Raw genomic sequence first — 17,247 nt, 5'->3', positions numbered from 1 at the left:
CGACTACCAGCCGACCGGCCGCCCACCCGGCCCACAACGACGATGACCCCGAACCCAATCGTGGGTTCGGGGTCATTCCGATGTCCTGCGACATCACACCGTCGGGACGATAGGATTTGAACCTGCGACCCCTTGACCCCCAGTCGCGCGTCAATTCTCCTCTTTTGTTCCATTTTAAGACTCTCGCAGATCTGCCGCGTCGTCAAGCTCCGTACGACGCCGTACACGGAAGCGATCAAGTGGCACATGGAGCAGCTTCGACGCGGTGCATCGCGGCCCACCGAACAACGCAACTACCCAGGTTTCGAACTCATGAGACCGCTACCAGCCCCTCAGGAACACCCGGCACCTGACCAGGGCGGATGTAATATTCGGCACCCACAGTACGTACGGCACTCACCGCCCCACGCCGACGGATCGCGGGACCTGGCCGGGCTGCGGGTGGGCTGGGCGGGCGAGCCCGCGTTCGGCCCGGTGGACCGCGAGGTGACGGCCACCGTCTCGGCCGCCGCCGACGCGTTGCGAGAGCTGGGCTGCGTGGTCGAACCCGCCCCGCCGGCCGGGCTGGAGGCGGTCGACGCGACAACGTTGAGCGCGGTGCTGTACACCGCAGAGGTGGTGCCGTACTTCCGGCAGACGGTTGCCGGCCGCGAATCCGAGGTGCACCCCGTCATCCGGCGGACGCTCAGCGCACCGGAGGTGATGCCGGCCGACTATGTCGCCGCACAGCAGCAGGTCGACGCGCTCAGCTCCCTGTTCGCCGCGTACTTCGAGCGCTACGACGCGCTGCTGTGCCCGGTGTGCCCCATCCCCGCCCCACCGCATGCCCAGTCGACGTTCCGCGTCGGAGACGTGACCGTTCCGGCGCGCGGCATCATGCGTGCGACCGTTCCGTTCCATCTCACCGGCCTGCCGGCACTGTCGTTGCCGTTCGGGGCCACCACCGACGGTCTGCCGATAGGTGTCCAGCTCGTCTCGCGCTGGTATGACGAGTCAACCATCCTGCGCTTGGGCGCGACTTTGGAGACGGTCAGCCCTGTCCGTCACCGCCATCCTGACCTGGCCTGACACGGGGCGCATGGCACCGTCGGCCCCGACCCCGCGGCATCGGGCACCCCTTCACGGCCTGACCTGTGGGTGGGGGTATCGCACCCACCCACAGGTCTGTTGTCCCGACTAGCCTCTCCGGTGTGGAAAGCGAGAACAAGCTCGGTGACTATCTGCGTGCCCGGCGCGCGATGACCATGCCGCGGGATGTCGGGTTCCCCGACCACGGTTCCCGCCGAGTTCCTGGTTTGCGGCGGGACGAAGTGGCGCTGCTCGCGGGAGTGAGCACGGACTACTACATACGGCTTGAGCAGGGCCGCGAGCGGAACCCCTCTGAGCAGGTGCTCCAGGCGATCGCTCGGGCGCTGCGGCTCGATGACGCCGCGGCTGCTCATCTGTTCCGGCTCGGCCTGCCCGCCCTCGGACCATCTGTGTCGGCGACGCCGACCGTCGGCCCGGAGCTGCTGCGACTCATGAACGGCATGCACGACGTGCCTGCCTTCGTGGTCGGCTCGGCCCAGGACGTCCTCGCCGCCAACGCGATGGCGCGGGAGCTGTACCGCGGTTTTGCCCGGTACGACAACCTGCTCCGGATGATCTTCCTTGATCCCTTCGCCAGGGAGTTCTACCGCGACTGGGACAAGGCAGCGCATGTCGCCGTGAACAACCTGCGTGCGTCGTCATCGCAGTTCCCCGGCGACGAACGCATCGAAGGTGTCGTGGGCGAGCTGAGTGTGCACAGTCCCGCGTTCGCGAACGTGTGGGCCCGCTACGAGGTCCGCCCGCGCACGCACGAGGACAAGCACTTCAACCACCCGGAGGTGGGAGAACTGCGACTGCACTTCGAGGCACTCGCCGTCACCAGTGCCCCGGGGCAGCACCTGTCCGTCTACAGCGCCGAGCCCGGCAGCGCCGACAGCGATGGCCTGATCCTGCTCCGCCGGCTGGCTGAGCAGAGCACCGCTTTTACTGAACGCAGCACCATCGCAGAAGAAGGAAACACCCGGCCATGACCGAACCCATCGCCCACGCCGCCGGTACTTTCGAGATCGTCGGCAAGAAGGTCGCCCGTCTGGGCTTCGGAGCCATGCGGCTCACCGGACTCGGCATATGGGGTGAACCCGACGACCGCGAGGAGTGCATCCGTGTGGTCCGTCGCGCCGTCGACCTCGGCGTCCAGTTGATCGACACCGCGGACTCCTACGGGCCGTACGTCAGCGAGGAGATCATCCGGGAGGCCGTACACCCCTACCCGGACGGCGTTCTCATCGCGACCAAAGCCGGTCTCACCCGCAACGGACCCGATGTGATCAAGAGCGATCAGGGACTGGTGCGCCTGGGCCCCAAGGCATGGCCGCCGGTCGGGCGTCCGGAGTACCTGCGCCAGGAGGCCGAGATGAGCCTGCGGCGCCTCGGCCTGGACCACATCGACCTTTTTCAGCTCCACCGCGTCGACCCGAAGATTCCGCTGGAGGACCAGGTCGGCGAACTGAAGAGCCTCCAGGACGAAGGCAAGATCGCCGCGATCGGCCTGTCCCAGGTGACTGTCGACCAGATCGAGCAGGCACAGCGGATCGCCGACATAGCCACCGTCCAGAACCGCTACAACCTCACCGACCGCAGCTCCGCCGACGTCCTCGACCACTGCACCCGCCACGGCATCGGCTTCATCCCCTGGGCACCGGTGGGCGCCGGCGAACTCGCCCGGCCCGGCGGACAGGTCGACCGCATCGCCTCCACACACGGCGCCACCTCCTCCCAGGTCGCACTGGCCTGGCTGCTGGCCCGCTCCCAGGTCATGCTGCCCATTCCCGGCACGTCGAAGGTGGCCCACCTGGAGGACAACATCGCCGCGGCGAAGCTGCGCCTGAGCGACGAAGAGATCGACGAGCTCACCAACGCCGCATGAGAAAAGGACTCGATGACATACTGCTGCCATCTGACGAGGCAGGCCAAGGACGGCCAGTCGTCCTGCTGCACGCCCGGCCCACGGACCGCACCATGTGGAGGGCGCACCTGCCCTTGCTCGCCGAGGTCGGCGTCCGGGCCATCGCCCTGGACCTGCCCGGCCACGGTGAGGCCCTCGTGCACGACCAGCGCGAGGTGGCACCTTGGGAGGACGTCCTTGTCACGCTCGATCACCTCCGGGTCGACCGCTGTGTCCTGGCCGGGAACTCGCTCGGCGCGCTGGTGGCACTGCAAGCGGCCGTAACGGCACCCGACCGTATCGAGGGTCTGGCCCTGGTGGGGTACCGACCTCATGATCAAACACCGTCCACGCACCTGCGGACAGCCTGGGACAGGGAAAGAACAGCGCTGGACGCCGGCGACATCGATGCCGCTGTGAAGGCAGGGGTCGACGCCTGGACGGCGGCTGACGCATCTCCCGAAGTGCGGGCGCACGCGGCCCGCATGCTGCATGACCAGCTGCGATCGCAGCTCGCCCATGGCGAGCCGGCTCGGGCCGCGGACCCGCTGAGCACGGACCCGTTCGCGTTGCGCGCACTTTCCATCCCGGTCCTGGTGGGCGTCGGCGAGCACGACATGCCCGACTTCTTCCAAGGAGGCGAGGGTCTGGCGCGCGAGCTCGGCGCAGAGGACATGGTGGTCATCCCGGGGGCGGGACACCTCGCACCACTGGAACAGCCCGCGGCTTTCTGCGGACTGCTCCTGGACCACGTGCTGCCGCGAACAGCGTCCCAGGCCGGTTGACCACCCGCACTCACGGCCTCCGGCCCGAGGGGCCGACACGGGACGCCCTTCCTGAGCCCGAGGTTGCTGCCCCGCGTGCGGGCGGCGTCGACGAGACGCCGCCCGCAAGGGCCGCCACGACGGCACCGTCCCTGGGCGTCGGCGAGCGTGGACGGCCCCACGCTCTTGACCACCTCCCGAACGGTGGTGGGTCAGGATTCAGCGCAGTGATCGGCCAGCGCGCGTAGACCTGTGGCGAAGATGTCGTCCCGGAAGGATTTTGTCAGTGTGCCAGCATCGGAAGGTGCGCAGTCGAAGACCACCGACCAGCCGACGAATGCCTCGTCAGTCGCAGTGAGCGGCAGAACCTGCATGGTGGCGCGATAGAAACCCACGGGATATGGCGAGCTGACGATGTCGTAGGTGAGCGTCTTACGGTGATCATCGAGTGCCACGAGGGTCTCCACAACTGTTTCTCCGCCAGCCATCAGCAGGGTGCGGACAGTGCCGACGCGGTCAGGTGTGTCTCCGTCAAGCAGAGTGCTGCTCGCCACAGCGGGTTGCCACGTGGCCAGTCCTCCGAAGTCGCGGATGGTGTGCCACACGGTTGCGGCTTTGGCCGGGATGACGGCGCTGGCGAACGTTTCGGGCATCGGTGTTCTCCTCCATCGGGGCGGGGAGGGGCGGGTCGGTCATGTCGACGCGCTCCGGGAACGGTGGTGGCACCGGGGTGTGGGAGGCCACCGCTCGGCACGCAGTCGACGCTAGCGGCGCGGCCACGGCCGTGGGAGGGCGCGCCGCACCCACCCCGGGGAACGCTGCGGCCCCCGCGCGGCTGTCATGTAGCCAGCCGCGGGATCAGGGCTTGGGCGTTGCCACGGTTGATGGCAGCGTGCCGCGTGTCGTCCTCGAAGTCGAAGTCTCCCCTCCGAGTATGGCTGGCTCCCATCGTGCGGTCCGGACCCGCTTTGCTGATTCGAGGATCGCGGATGCGTTGGCACTGCCTCAGTGGCCTTGTCGGTCAGGGCGCGGAAGTAGTGGAGAACGTAGACCGGTTCGCGAAGGGCAGTCACGACCGCGATTGGGTCGGTCGGCCAACGGCCGGGATCCTGTTTTGCGACAGATTCTAGTGTTCGGGCGAGTTCTCGTGCTCCCATGAGTTTCTAGTCGCTTGCCGCGTCTGGGCGCCACCTTGCGACGAGCTCGGCCGCCTCGAGTACCGAGAGCGCGGCCAATTCCTCCTCGGTGTGGGCGGACTGGCCGGTGAGCGTTTGCGGGAGTTCCGATCTGCAGTCAAGGGCTTCCGGATCAGGTGCTCCATAACGGGCAGTGACCTGGGCAATGGCGTGCTGCCACTGTGTGAATACTGCGTCTGGCAGGACCAGGGACCAGCGCCATGCTCGTGCCCAGTCCTTCGGAGGAAACATTGCGGGATCCTGCGGTTCAGCGGAGGGCGTTTCCAACGCGTCGCCCCAGAATTTGAACGTCTCCGGCTCCGGGTCGCCGGAAAGGATCTTGTCCACCAAATCCCAGTCGTCCCCAGTCGCCCGTGAGGAGGCTAGGCGGCGAGTGATCTGGTTGATCATGTCTTGAGGAGGTATGTCGTCTGCCTCTGCCAAGATCCGGCAAGTGATGCGCTCGCCGATCTCTCCGGGCGTCTTGTTTGTCCAGGAGAGCAGCTCTGCGGTCGGTACACCGAGTTCGCGCGCACGCGACAGCATGCGAGCGAGATGGTGCATCATCCTGGCAATTTGCCGCCTCGACGGTCTGGGAGATACTCAACGCGGCCGGTATCGACCCCGCGCCACGTCGCTCAGGCCCTACTTGACGCGAGTTCCTGACCGCACAAGCCGAGGGCATCATCGCGGCAGACTTCTTCCACCTCGACACCGCACTCGGCAGGCGGTTGTACGCGCTGGTGTTCCCTGAGCACGACACCCGGCGGCTGCACATCACCGGCGTCACCGCCCGCCCGACACGGGACTGGGCGGTGCAGCAGGCACGGAACCTCACGTCCGACCTGGGCATACGCATCCAGTCCCTGCACTTCTTGTTACGCGACCGCGATGACAAGTACGGAGAAGCGTTCGACGCCGTCTTTGCAGCCGAGGAGATGGACATCCTCACAAGTGCGCCGCAGGCTCCCCGCATGAACGCACACTGCGAACGCGTCATAGGCAGCATCCGACGCGAAGCCCTCGACCACGTCCTCATCATGAACGACGCCCACGCCCGCCACGTCCTCGCGGCCTACGAACAGCACTACAACGAACACCGACCCCACCAGGCCCGCAACCAGCTACCACCCGACGCCCACGAACAACCCGCCGCGGCGCATAGCCTCAGCACCAGCGTAGTCCTACGCACCCGGATCCTCGGCGGCCTCATCAACGAATACAGACACGCGGCATGACATGCAGCGATGACTTTTCGAGCGGCACAGGCGCCGTCGAGGCATGGATCCGGCACCTCAGCGAGGGGCCGGGGCCACCGCGCCTTGTGCGCGCAGCACGGCGATGTCTTCCTCGGTGACGCCGAGTTCGGTGAGCAGCGCGTCGGTGTGCTGACCGAGTGCGGGGATCCCACCCATCGGTGGCTCGTAGCCGGCGATGACCGGAGGTGGAAGCAGAGCGGGTACCTGACCGTGAGGTGTGTCGATCCGGCGCCACCGGTCGCGGGCTATCAGATGCGGATGGGCTATGACCTCGCTCGGTGTGTTGAGCCGGGCATTCCCGATCCCTGCGGCATCTGCGTCGCTCTGCACCTGCGTCAGGTCATGGCGTGCGCACCAGTCAGCGATCTCCGCGTCCAGGAACTCACGGTGCTCGGCCCGGCCGGAGGTGGTATGAAAGCGTTCGTCGTCGGCCAGGTCGGGCCGGCCGAGAAGGTCACGCGCGAATCGCCGCCATTCGCGGTCGTTCGTCGTGCCCAGGACGACGGTCTGGCCGTCCGCCGTGCGGTAGGCGCCGTACGGCGCCACCGCGGGCGAGCCCATGCCGACCGGCTGCTGATCCACACCCGTGTGCAGCGTGTAGGTGAGCTGATACCCCATCAACTCCGTCATCGTGTCGAACAGGCTCACCGCGGCCGCGGCGGGGCCGCGACCATGGCCACGCTCCTTGCCGCAGAGCAGCGCCAGAACCGACAGCGCGGCATACAGGCCGGTGCACACGTCGGCCATCGGCGGACCGGGCTTGGCCGGCGCACCGGGAAAGCCCGTCATCGCGCATGCGCCCGACTCGGCCTGGGCCAGCAGATCGTAAGCACGCTTGTAGGACAGCGGGCCTCCCGGCCCGTAGCCGTCGATCTCCACGGCAATGAGTTCCGGGTGGCTGACGGCCAGGTCGGCGGGCGCGATACCGAGCCTCGCCGTGGCACCGGGTGCAAGATTGGAGACCATCACATCGGCGCGGTCGAGCAACCGGTGGAGTACCGCCATCCCGGCCGGATCCTTCAGGTTCAGCGTGATCGACTCCTTGCCCCGGTTGACCCATACGAAGTGCGCCGCCATGCCGCCCACCACGTCGTCGTAGTGCCGGGCGAAGTCACCGCCTTCCGGGTTCTCCACCTTGATCACCCGAGCCCCGAAGTCACCGAGGGTCCGGGTGCAGATGGGAGCCGCCACCGCCTGCTCCAGGGACACCACCGTGATGCCCGCCAGTGGGCCGGCCGGCTTGGCCGCGTCACGAGCGGTTCGTCTCGGGTCGGAGCGTTCCGCCCGCTCGGTGTCTGCCATCCGCTCGGTGTCTGCCACGTTCACCCGATCACCCTTCAGGGTCCGGGGAGGAAAGCCGGGCCTCGCCATAGGTTTCTCCTCGACCTTGTCGTACCTGCTGTGCCGGGCGCGTCGGTGCTGTGGCCCGCGCCGCCCGCCTCATGTCCGCTCCGTCGTGGTCGGTCCGGTGAACCGCGGAGCGCGTCCGGCCAAGCACGCGGCGCTGCCCTCGGCGAAGTCCGCACCGGCCAGCAGTTGCGGCTGTCCCCGTACCCCCTCGGCACGCCAGGATCCGCTTGGTTTCCGCGATGGAGGACGGAGCGCATTCCGGGTTCCTCGCGGCCGGTCAGGGCATTGTGGCGGGCTTCAGCACGCGTACCGGGCCCGTCGTCCTCCACGAGCACGGCCGCGCCTGGTGTCCGGTCTCGTGGCGGCCCCCTTTGCCGGCCCACGACCGCACGGCGATGGCCGTTCGCCTTCCCCGTACGGCCCGGTGGCCTCGCGCGCCTCGCTCATGGGGGCCGCCAGCGCCGCCCGTCACGCGTGCTCCCGCAGCAACTGCCTGCCTACGATGAGCTTCTGGATCTCGCTCGTCCCCTCGTAGATGCGGAACAGTCGCACGTCCCGGTAGAAGCGCTCGACGGGAACGTGGCGCATGTATCCCATGCCCCCGTGTATCTGGACGGCACGGTCGGCCACCCGGCCCACCATCTCGCTGCAGAACAGTTTCGTGGAGGACGGCGCCAGCCTGCGGTCCTCGCCCGAGTCGTACGCGCGGGCCGCCTCCAGCACCATGGCGCGGGCCGCGTACATCTCGGCGTGCGACTCGGCGAGCATGGCCTGGACGAGCTGGAACTCGCCGATGGGCCGTCCGCCCTGCCGGGTGACCGAGGCGTGCGCGACGCTTTCGTCCAGGATGCGCCCGGCCAGCCCCACACACATCGCCGCGACGCTCAAACGTCCCCTCGCCAGCGATCGCATGGCGGTGCGGAATCCCTCTTCCTCGCGTCCTCCGACGAGGGCACTCGTCGGAAGGCGTACGTCGTCGAAGAAGACCTCCGCGCTCAAGGCCCCCGACTGGCCCATCTTGTGGTCCCTCGGTCCCACGGTGACGCCGGGGCTGTCCGCGTCGACGGCGAAGACGGAGATTCCCTCGGCGCCCGTGCTCTGCGGCCCGGTGCGGGCGAACACCATGAAGACACCGGCGAGCGGGGCATTGGTGATGAACCGCTTGCTGCCGTTCAGGACATAGCCGCTTCCGTCGCGCACGGCACGTGTCCTGATACCACTGGGGTCCGAACCCGCCTCCGCCTCCGTGAGCGTGAACGCCGCGATCAACTCCCCGGCGGCCATCCGCGGCAGATAGCGCCGCTTCTGCTCCTCGGTACCGGAACTCGCCAGGAGCTGGCCGGCGACCCCGTTGTTGATGCTGAACATCGAGCGGAACGCGGGCGTGGTGTAGCCGATCTCCAGGGAGAGGCGTGCGTCCTCCGTCATGGAGAAGCCCAGCCCGCCGTACTCCTGGGGCAGCGCGTAGCCGAACAGGCCCATGGCCGCGGACTTCTCCCGGAGGTCGGCCGGGATCTCGTCCTTCCCCTCGATCTCATTCTCACGCGGGACGACCTTCTCGCGCACGAAGGCCCGCACAGCGGCCAGAACGGCGTCGAACTCGTCTGGTTCCATTGGCTTTCGCACTCCTCGGTTGTGGGCGCCTTGTCGAGCGGGCCCCAGGGCTCGGGCTGCTCCAGCGGCTCCGGCGGCTCCGGCGGCTCCGGCTCAGCGGGGAAGGAGTTCCAGGACGGTGGCGTTCGCCATGCCGCCGCCCTCGCACATCGACTGCAGGCCGTAGCGGACGCCGGCGGCTCGCATGTGGTGGAGCAGCGTCGTGGTCAGCCGGGCGCCGGAGGCTCCCAGGGGGTGGCCGAGCGCGATGGCGCCGCCGTCGGGATTGAGCCGCTCCGGATCGGCGCCGGTCTCGGCCAGCCAGGCGCAGGTCACGCTGGCGAACGCCTCGTTGATCTCGAAGGCTCCGATGTCCTCGATGCCCAGACCGGCGCGCTTCAGGACCTTCTCGGTGGCCGGGATGGGGCCGGTCAGCATCGTCACGGGGTCGACTCCGACGACGGCGAAGGAGTGGAAGCGGGCGATCGGACGCAGACCGAGTGCATGCGCCTTCTCGCCGCTCATGACCAGCAGCGCCGAGGCACCGTCCGATATCTGCGAGGAGTTGCCGGCCGTGACCACGCCGTCCTCGGTGAACGCGGGCTTCAGAGCCGCCATCGTGGCGGCCGTGCCGCCCCGCCGTACTCCCTCGTCCGTGTCGACGGTGCGTACGGAACCGTCCTCGTCCGTCACGTTCACCGGCACGATCTGGGACGTGAACCGCCCCTCGTCGATCGCGGCCGCCGCCTTGGCGTGGGACCGGAGGCTGTACGCGTCGAGCTGCTCCCGGCTCAGCCGCCAACGCCGCGCGATCTCCTCCGCGCCCAGCCCCTGGCTGAACCGTGAGACGCCGTACCGTGCCCGTACGGCCGGGCCGAAGGGTTCGCCGGGGCCCCGCTCGCGGCCGGAGCCCAGCGGAACGCGGCTCATCGACTCCACGCCGCCAGCCACCACAATGTCGTACTGGCCGCTCATCACTCCCGCGGCGGCGAACTGCGCCGCCTGCTGCGAGGATCCGCACTGCCGGTCGATGGTGACGCCCGGCACTTCCTCCGGCCATCCGGCGGCCAGGACGGCGAAGCGGCCGACGCAGCCGCCCTGCTCGCCGGTCTGTGAGACGCAGCCCCAGACCACGTCCTCGACCATCGCCGGGTCCAGGTCGTTGCGTGTCGCCAGGGCCCGCAGCACCACGGCGGACAGGTCCACCGGGTGCACATCGCTGAGCGAGCCGTTCCGCTTGCCCACGGGGGTACGGACGGCGTCCACGATCACCGCGTCACGCATGTCAGACCTGCCTTTCCGCCGTGTCCGGCGCGCCGGTTTCCTGTGTGCCCGAGAGGGGTTCGCCCGGGCCCCGCGTCGTCCGGGCCAAGCGGCGGAGCTCGGTTTTCAGCACCTTTCCGGCCGGGGACAGGGGAAGTTCGTCGACGAAACGGACCTCTCTGATCCGTTTGTACGGCGTCACGCGCTCCGCGACGTACTCCATCAGCTCCTCGGCCATCGCGCGCGGCTCAGCGGCGGGGACCACGAAGGCGACGGGGACCTCGCCGACGGCAGGCACCGCCCTCCCGACGACCGACGCCTGGAGCACTGCCGGGTGCCCGCCGAGGATGTCCTCCAGCTCACGTGGGTACACGTTGTAGCCCTTGTAGATGAGCATGTCCTTCGACCTGCCGGAGACGTACAGGAAGCCGTCCGCGTCGAGGTGGCCGGTGTCGCCGGTGCGCAACCAGCCGTCGACGAACTGCGCGGCGGTCTCGTCCGGGCGGCCGAGGTAGCCCGAGGCCACCTGAGGGCCCCGCACCCAGATCTCGCCGCGCTCGCCCCGCGGCACCTTCCGGCCGGGACGCAGCGGGTCCCGGATCTCCAACTGGGTGTCGAACAGGGGAACCCCCTGGCTGCCCGGCTTGCGCAGCCCGGCCTTCGCGATCGGGCCGCTGGACACGGTCGCTGTCGCCTCCGTCAGGCCGTACCCCTCGATGACGGCGGCGTTGGGGAAGGCCTCTGTCAGCTTCTCCAACGTGTTCGTGTCTATGGGGGCGCCGCCCGACACCACGGCCTTGACCGAGGTGAGGTCCCGCGTGCGGATTCCCGGTGTCGCCAGTAGGGCGTGCCAGAGCGCGGGGGCGCCCGGGATGTACGTGACCCGGTGCCTTTCCACCTGTTCCAGGTACGACTCCGCATCGAAGCGGCCGCTCAGGATGGTGGTGGCGCCGCACAGGAGGAAGAAGTTGAGGCTGATCAGGCCGAGAGCGTGGAACAAGGGCGAGATGCACAACGTGACGTAGCTTCCCGGTGCCAGGGCGTAGTCGTCGGGGGTCTCCAAGGGGTTCAGCACCACACCGCCTTCGCTGTCGAGCCCGGGGAGCGCGCCGGAGCGCCAGCAGGCGACCTGGATGGTGTTGGCGACGATGTTGCGGTGCAGTATGCGCACTCCCTTGGGGGCTCCGGTGGTTCCGCCGGTGTACCCGTACTGGGCGACGGAGTCGGTGGGGACCAGCACCTCTGGCGGATGGGTGCTCTGGCCTGCGACGAGGTCCTCCAGGGCGGTGCCCGCCTTCCCGAACAACTGTGCGCAGTCGTCCGGCCCGTCGGCCGGGGCCGATGCGCTGGGCGGCACGATGACGACAAGCCGGACCGGCAGCCCGCCGATCGCCTCGGCCAGCACCGGTGCCGGCTCCGGGTGAGTCACCACGGCCGCCGCGGAGCAGTCGGCGAGCTGGGCGCGCAGGGCCCTGGCCGGCTGGGCGGGGTTGGCCGGGCAAACTGTCGCGCCGGCGAGTGCGATGCCGTAGTAGGCGACGGCGAACCACAGGGTGTTCGGCAGGTGCAGGGCGACCACGTCACCCTGCCGTATGCCGCGCGCTCTGAGGCCGCCCGCGAACGCGGCAGCCTGTTCGTGCAGGCCGGTGAAGGTGAGAACCTGGTCGCCGTCGCGCACGGCTGCCCGGTCGCGGTAGCGGCGGGCCGAGCCGGCGAGCACCGCGCCGAGCGGGACATCGGGGTAGTCGAGGCGGCGAGGCAGTCCCGCGGGCCAGTAGTCGGTCATGTGTCACTCCCTTCACGCGCCGGCCTGCGCTCGGCCATGCAGGGCCGTTGCGCGGTGCACCGGCTCATCGCACGACCTCCGCGTCGAAAAGCTTCTTGATCTGCTCGGGGTTCCGGCCCGCCTCGGCGAGGACCTGCGCTGTGTGCTCGCCCGGAAGCGGGGCCGGCCGGGTGGGTCGGCGAGGGGCGGAGGAGCCGAACCGGGGGGCCGGGGCGGGCTGGAGGGCTCCCGCGCCGTCGGTGAGGAAGGTGCCGCGTGCGGCGTTGTGGGGGTGGCGCGGTGCCTCCAGTAGCGACAGCACGGGGGTGACGCACGCGTCGGCGTCGGCGAACATGGCGGCCCAGTCGTCGCGGGTCCGGGTGGCGAAGACTTCCGCCAGGCGCTGCCGCATGACCGGCCAGCGGGAACGGTCCCACTGGTGGGCGAAGTCGGCGTCCGCGACCAGGCCGAGCCGTTCCAGGAGGGTGGCGAAGAAGGGCGCCTCGATCGCGCCGACCGCGACGTACTCGCCGTCACGGCAGCGGTAGACGCCGTAGAACGGGGCTGTGCCGTCCAGGTAGTTGACGCCCCGGTCATCGGCCCACCGCCCCTGGTGCAGACGGCCGTAGATCATGGCCAGCAGCTGAGCCGACCCGTCCACCATGGCGGCGTCCACGACCTGGCCTTTCCCGGTGGCGCGTGCCTGCACGACCGCGCAGAGCACACCGAAGGCGAGCAGTGCGCCACCGCCGCCGAAGTCGCCGAGCAGGTTGAGCGGCAGGACCGGCGGCCCGTCGGCCGGTCCGATGGCTCCCAGGGCCCCCGACAGGGCGATGTAGTTGATGTCGTGCCCGGCCCGCGGCGCGAGCGGCCCGTCCTGTCCGAATCCCGTCATCCGTCCGTAGACCAGGCGCCGGTTGCGGTCCAGGCATGGGCCGGGGCCCACGCCGAGCCGTTCGGCCACCCCCGGCCGGAAGCCCTCCAGAAGGACATCGGCATCCGCCACCAGGTCGAGGACGGCGCCGACGCCTTCCGGGTGCTTGAGGTCGATGGCGGCCGAGCGCCGGCCCCGGTGCAGGACGGGATCGGGCCTGCCAGCCACGTCCGACGGGCGCTCGACACGGATCACGTCCGCACCGGCGTCGGCCAGGAGCATCGCACAGAACGGCCCCGGCCCGATGCCCCCCAGCTCGATGACCCGCAGCCCGGTGAGCGGCCCCGGGGCCGCACCGGGTACCGCGCCGTTCACGCGTTTCCGGTCTTGTTCTTCGTTCACCGGCCGTTCACCGGCCTCGCCAGACGGGAGCGCGCTTCTCGGTGAAGGCCGACGCGCCTTCCCGGGCGTCATCCGAGTTGAACACCAGCTCGGTGATCGGCTTCTGGCGGTCGAACAGTTCGTCGCGCGGCCAGCCGGGAGACTCCACGAGGACACGTTTCGTGACCCGTACGGCGAGCGGACCGTTGGCGACGATGGCGGAGGCCAGCAGCCTCGCCCCCTTCAGCGCGCCGCCGGGTGGAGTGAGCCGGTTGACCAGTCCGTAGTGGTAGGCCCGGTCCGCGGTGAGGACATCGCCGGTGAGAGCGAGTTCCATCGCGATCTGGTATGGGATACGGCCCGGCAGCCGCAGCAGCCCTCCGCCCACCGCCACCAGACCGCGTTTGACCTCGGGCAGCCCGAACTTGGCGTCCTCGGCGGCGACGACCAGATCACTGGCGAGTGCGATCTCGCATCCGCCCGCCACGGCGTAGCCCTCGACGGCGGCGATCAGCGGCTTGCGCGGCGGGGCCTCGGTGAGCCCGGCGAAACCGCGCCCCGGTATGTACGGGCGTTCGTCCCGCAGGAACGCCTTGAGGTCCATGCCCGCGCAGAAGGTGCCGCCCGCGCCGGTGATGATGCCGACCGTGAGGTCGTCACGCTCGTCCAACTCGTCCAGCGCGGATGCGATCGCCTCCGCGACGGCCCGGGTGACCGCGTTGCGGGATTCGGGTCGGTTGATGGTGATGACGGCGATGCCGTCGCCGTACTCGACCAGTACTTCGTCTGCCACGGCAGCTCCTTTACGGCTCGGTGGCCAAGCGGTGGTCGCGGTGGGGGAGTATCGGTTGAGCGCCGGCCTTCAGCGTGGGGCCAGGCGGATCGCGCCGTCGAGGCGGATGGTCTCGCCGTTGAGCATCGGGTTTTCGATGATGTGCAGGGCGAGTTGTGCGTACTCGTCCGCCGCGCCGAGGCGCGGCGGGTGGGGCACCGCGGCAGCGAGCGCGTCGAGCTTCTCCTTCGGCCTTCTGCCGAGCATCGGTGTGTCGAACAAGCCGGGCGCGATGGTGACGACCCGGATGCTCTTGCTCGCCAGATCTCGGGCCGCACACACGGTCAGGCCGGCCACTCCGGCTTTCGACGCCGCGTACGGGGCCTGTCCGATCTGTCCCTCGAATGCCGCGACCGACGCTGTCATGACAACCACGCCGCGGTCGCCGTCGAGGGGTTCGTTGCGGGCCATGCGGGCGGCGGCGAGCCGGAGCACGTTGAAGGTGCCGATCAGGTTGACGTCGACCACGGCGCGGAAATGGTCGAGATCACCAGCGGTGCCGTCCTTGTTGACCACGCGGAGCGGACCGCCGCGGCCCGCGCAGTGGACGACCGCGCGCAGCGCTCCTGTCCGCTCGGCGGTGTCGAGGACGGCGGTCATGTCCGCGGTGCTCGTCACGTCGGCGGGGACGAAGACGGCCTCGGGGCCGAGGTCGAGGACGGCGCGGTCGCCGTCCGAGGAGGGCAGGTCCGCGATGGTGACGTGGGCGCCGGCCTTGAGGAGCCGCCGTGCCGTCGCCAGGCCGAGCCCCGACGCGCCGCCGGTCACCACCGCGGATATTCCGCTGGTCTGCATGGACACTCCAGTCGGTCGAGCCGGTGTCGGATCTGCCGCCGCCGGTGCCGCTAAGGCTCGGCGACTGCCGTCGTGCGCCGGGCCACGGGCCCGGCCGTTGCGGTCGGGACCGCAGCCGATGGAGAGACGGTACTTGTCGAACGATCGTTAAGTTAGGCGCCGTCTCAGCCACTGTCAATGACCGCGACGAATAGTGCGGGCGCCCTAGCGGCCGGGCGCCTCGTCGTGCCCGACCATGGCGAACGCCAGCCGCACATACCGGTCGCACAGCTCCGTCGTCCCGAGGTCGCCGGACGGGTCGTACCACTGGGCGACGGCGTTGCACATCGCCATGATCGCCCGGCGGGCGTCGTCCGGGTGCGGGGTCCGGAAGACTCCGCCGGCCATGCCGTCGTCCATGACTTTCTGGAAGAGTCCCGATACGGCGTGCCGTCTTTCGATGATGGGGTTGCGGTACTCGGGCTCGAGATAACGGAGTTCCTGGAGGGTCAGCAGACTCTCGACCCGCCGCCGGACCCGGTAGTCGACCGTCACCCTGACCAGGGCGGCCAGCCGCGCGGCGGGGTCGTCACCGGCCTGGGCCAGTTCCTTCTCGCAGTGACGGAAGTAGTCGTCGAGCGAGTCCTCGATCAGGGCGTGGAAGAGTTCCGCCTTGCCGGAGTAGTAGTAATACAGGGCGGACAGACTCATGCCGGCCCGCTTGGCGATGTCACGGATGGAGGCGCCGAAGTAGCCGCGCTCCGCGAAGACGTCCCGTGCGGCGTCCATGATGGCCCCCCGGCCGTTTCCCCGGGGGCCGGAGGGATCTTTGTCCGCCGCCTTGCCGCTCTTGCCCGCCGCTTTGCCGCTCGTCGCATCCATGGCCCCAGCCTCCCAGAACGAACGACCGATCGACAAAGCCGCCCCCTGCCATGGGGGAGCCGAGGGCCGGCGGACCGCCACCGCCGGATCCGCCGGGCACAGTCCCCGGTGTCATGGGGCCGACGGAACCTTGTACTCCTTCGCCAGGTCCGATGCGAAGAAGTCACCGCGTGGTTCGACTCCGGCGAAGACACCCTTGTCCACACCCAGCACCTGGGTCTCGCGCGAACTGGGCTCAGCGGGATCGGAGAAGTCCTGAGGCGGGAGCAGGCCCGGTAGCGTGAAGTCGGTGACAGCGCCGCGGGCCTTGAGCACGCCCGGACGGGTGAGCTCCTCGCAGCTCTTGCCGAGTATCTCCGCGTACAGCTTGGTCATGGCATAGGCGTGGACGACTCCGCTGCTGGCCTCCGGTGCCTTACCGTACTGGCCCCTCCAGGCATCGGCCAGCTTGCGAGCGGCGGCGTTGTCCGCGCCGAGGGCGCCGAGCCCGGAGAGCCTGGTGTAGTGCTCGGTGAGCGCGGGCGCCGCAGACGTCCTGAGCAGGCTGGTGGCGAAGGTCGACACCCCGCCCATGATCGGCACCTCCATGCCGGCCGCCTGCGCCACTGCCGCCACCGAAGCCGCCTGCTTGGGCGTCGAGTCGACCACGATCGCCTTCACCTTCGCCGACTTGAGCGCGTTGACCTGGCTGGTGAGGTCGGTTGCGGTGGGTTCGATCTGCTGGCCGACGATCTTCAACCCCAGCTTCCCCGCAGCGAACTTGCTGCCCCGCAGGCTGTTCTCGCCGATTTCTCCCTGGAGGTAGATATGCCCGACGGAATCGCCGCTGCGCAGTTCGCCCTTCCTCACGAGCCAGTCCAGGCCGTTGATCGTCTGGATGTCGTACGTGGCGCCCAGGACGATCAGGTGCTCGTCCCCGAGCAGGGTCGACGCGAACGTGGTCAGGCCGGCGAGTTCGTCCTTCGCCTCGATCTTGTCCCGCAGCGCCGTGACGACCGGTGAGCCGAGGATGTTCAGATACCCGAGGACCTGCGGATCCATCTCGTCGTACGCGGCGACGGCCTTCTGCGGGTCGTAGCCGTGGTCGCGGGTGACCAGTGCCAGCTTCCGGTCGCAGACACCGCCTGCCGCGTTGATCTCCTTCACGGCGACGTTGCTCGCGTCGAGGATCGTCTTGCCGGTGCCCGCGAACGGGCCCGACAGATCCATCAGCACCCCGAGCTTGATGGTGGAATCGCTGACCCCGGGCGCGGCGGCGGTTCCGGCCGTTTCGGCCTTGGTGGAGCAGCCGGCAATCGCCAGCGTGAAGGCCAGGGCCGCGGCCGCCAGGCCGACTGTGCGCGATTTGTGCATCGGTGTGT

Annotated in this window: 15 protein-coding genes and 1 pseudogene; 5 read left to right on the top strand and 11 right to left on the bottom strand. The window is 69.2% G+C overall.

All coding sequences use genetic code 11. From position 1 onward, the window contains the following. Positions 1-246 precede the first annotated feature (246 nt). From LCH29_RS41725 to LCH29_RS41710, 4 genes are all read left to right on the top strand, one after another. A complete protein-coding gene (locus LCH29_RS41725; protein ID WP_446466896.1) occupies positions 247-1,068 on the top strand; it encodes an amidase family protein in 822 nt (273 codons plus the stop codon). Positions 1,069-1,190: 122 nt separating this feature from the next. Further along, positions 1,191-2,060, top strand: coding sequence for a helix-turn-helix domain-containing protein (locus tag LCH29_RS41720; RefSeq protein ID WP_446466894.1), 870 nt, complete (start codon positions 1,191-1,193; stop codon positions 2,058-2,060). After that, the gene (locus tag LCH29_RS41715) at positions 2,057-2,956 is read left to right on the top strand and encodes an aldo/keto reductase (RefSeq protein WP_446466893.1); all 900 of its coding nucleotides are present in this window, start codon (positions 2,057-2,059) and stop codon (positions 2,954-2,956) included. Before LCH29_RS41720 ends, LCH29_RS41715 begins: the two co-directional genes overlap by 4 nt. Next, on the top strand, positions 2,953-3,759 hold the full coding sequence (locus tag LCH29_RS41710; protein ID WP_446466892.1) for an alpha/beta fold hydrolase: 807 nt from the start codon (positions 2,953-2,955) through the stop codon (positions 3,757-3,759). Before LCH29_RS41715 ends, LCH29_RS41710 begins: the two co-directional genes overlap by 4 nt. Before the next feature lie 191 nt (positions 3,760-3,950). On the opposite strand, the gene LCH29_RS41705 is transcribed toward LCH29_RS41710, so the two are convergent. Both LCH29_RS41705 and LCH29_RS41700 read right to left on the bottom strand, forming a co-directional pair. Continuing rightward, positions 3,951-4,391: an SRPBCC family protein gene (locus tag LCH29_RS41705; RefSeq protein WP_446466891.1), complete on the bottom strand. Its 441-nt coding sequence runs from the start codon at positions 4,389-4,391 to the stop codon at positions 3,951-3,953. A gap of 510 nt (positions 4,392-4,901) precedes the next feature. Beyond that, positions 4,902-5,480, bottom strand: coding sequence for a hypothetical protein (locus LCH29_RS41700; RefSeq protein ID WP_446466897.1), 579 nt, complete (start codon positions 5,478-5,480; stop codon positions 4,902-4,904). An 11-nt stretch (positions 5,481-5,491) separates the two neighbouring features. On the opposite strand from LCH29_RS41700, the pseudogene LCH29_RS41695 reads away from it, so the two are divergent. Further along, positions 5,492-6,151: pseudogene (locus LCH29_RS41695) on the top strand (integrase core domain-containing protein); the annotation flags it as partial. A gap of 57 nt (positions 6,152-6,208) precedes the next feature. Here the strand turns inward: LCH29_RS41695 and LCH29_RS41690 are convergent. The 9 genes from LCH29_RS41690 to LCH29_RS41650 form a co-directional block, all read right to left on the bottom strand. Next, a complete protein-coding gene (locus tag LCH29_RS41690) occupies positions 6,209-7,492 on the bottom strand; it encodes a CaiB/BaiF CoA transferase family protein (RefSeq protein WP_446466890.1) in 1,284 nt (427 codons plus the stop codon). 498 nt (positions 7,493-7,990) lie between these two features. Continuing rightward, entirely contained in the window at positions 7,991-9,136 is a 1,146-nt protein-coding gene (locus LCH29_RS41685; protein WP_446466889.1) for an acyl-CoA dehydrogenase family protein, read from the bottom strand. Positions 9,137-9,229: 93 nt separating this feature from the next. Beyond that, complete coding sequence (locus tag LCH29_RS41680) at positions 9,230-10,399, bottom strand: thiolase family protein (protein WP_446466888.1); 1,170 nt, start codon at positions 10,397-10,399, stop codon at positions 9,230-9,232. A 1-nt stretch (position 10,400) separates the two neighbouring features. Continuing rightward, positions 10,401-12,164 (bottom strand): class I adenylate-forming enzyme family protein, encoded by a 1,764-nt coding sequence (locus LCH29_RS41675; RefSeq protein ID WP_446466887.1) that lies wholly within the window; start codon positions 12,162-12,164, stop codon positions 10,401-10,403. Positions 12,165-12,228: 64 nt separating this feature from the next. Next, a complete protein-coding gene (locus LCH29_RS41670) occupies positions 12,229-13,419 on the bottom strand; it encodes a CaiB/BaiF CoA transferase family protein (protein ID WP_446466886.1) in 1,191 nt (396 codons plus the stop codon). A 7-nt stretch (positions 13,420-13,426) separates the two neighbouring features. Further along, positions 13,427-14,191, bottom strand: a complete 765-nt coding sequence (locus tag LCH29_RS41665) for a crotonase/enoyl-CoA hydratase family protein (protein WP_446466885.1) — start codon at positions 14,189-14,191, stop codon at positions 13,427-13,429. A gap of 69 nt (positions 14,192-14,260) precedes the next feature. Next, complete coding sequence (locus tag LCH29_RS41660; protein WP_446466884.1) at positions 14,261-15,025, bottom strand: SDR family NAD(P)-dependent oxidoreductase; 765 nt, start codon at positions 15,023-15,025, stop codon at positions 14,261-14,263. 204 nt (positions 15,026-15,229) lie between these two features. Beyond that, positions 15,230-15,886: a TetR/AcrR family transcriptional regulator gene (locus tag LCH29_RS41655; protein WP_446466883.1), complete on the bottom strand. Its 657-nt coding sequence runs from the start codon at positions 15,884-15,886 to the stop codon at positions 15,230-15,232. A 111-nt stretch (positions 15,887-15,997) separates the two neighbouring features. Continuing rightward, positions 15,998-17,239 carry an ABC transporter substrate-binding protein gene (locus tag LCH29_RS41650; protein WP_446466882.1) on the bottom strand — a complete coding sequence of 414 codons (1,242 nt, stop codon included), beginning with the start codon at positions 17,237-17,239 and terminating at the stop codon, positions 15,998-16,000. Between the last annotated feature and the right edge of the window lie 8 nt (positions 17,240-17,247).

Source organism: Streptomyces sp. BRA346 (genome assembly GCF_052851135.1).
This window is presented reverse-complemented; position numbering and strand designations above follow the sequence as displayed.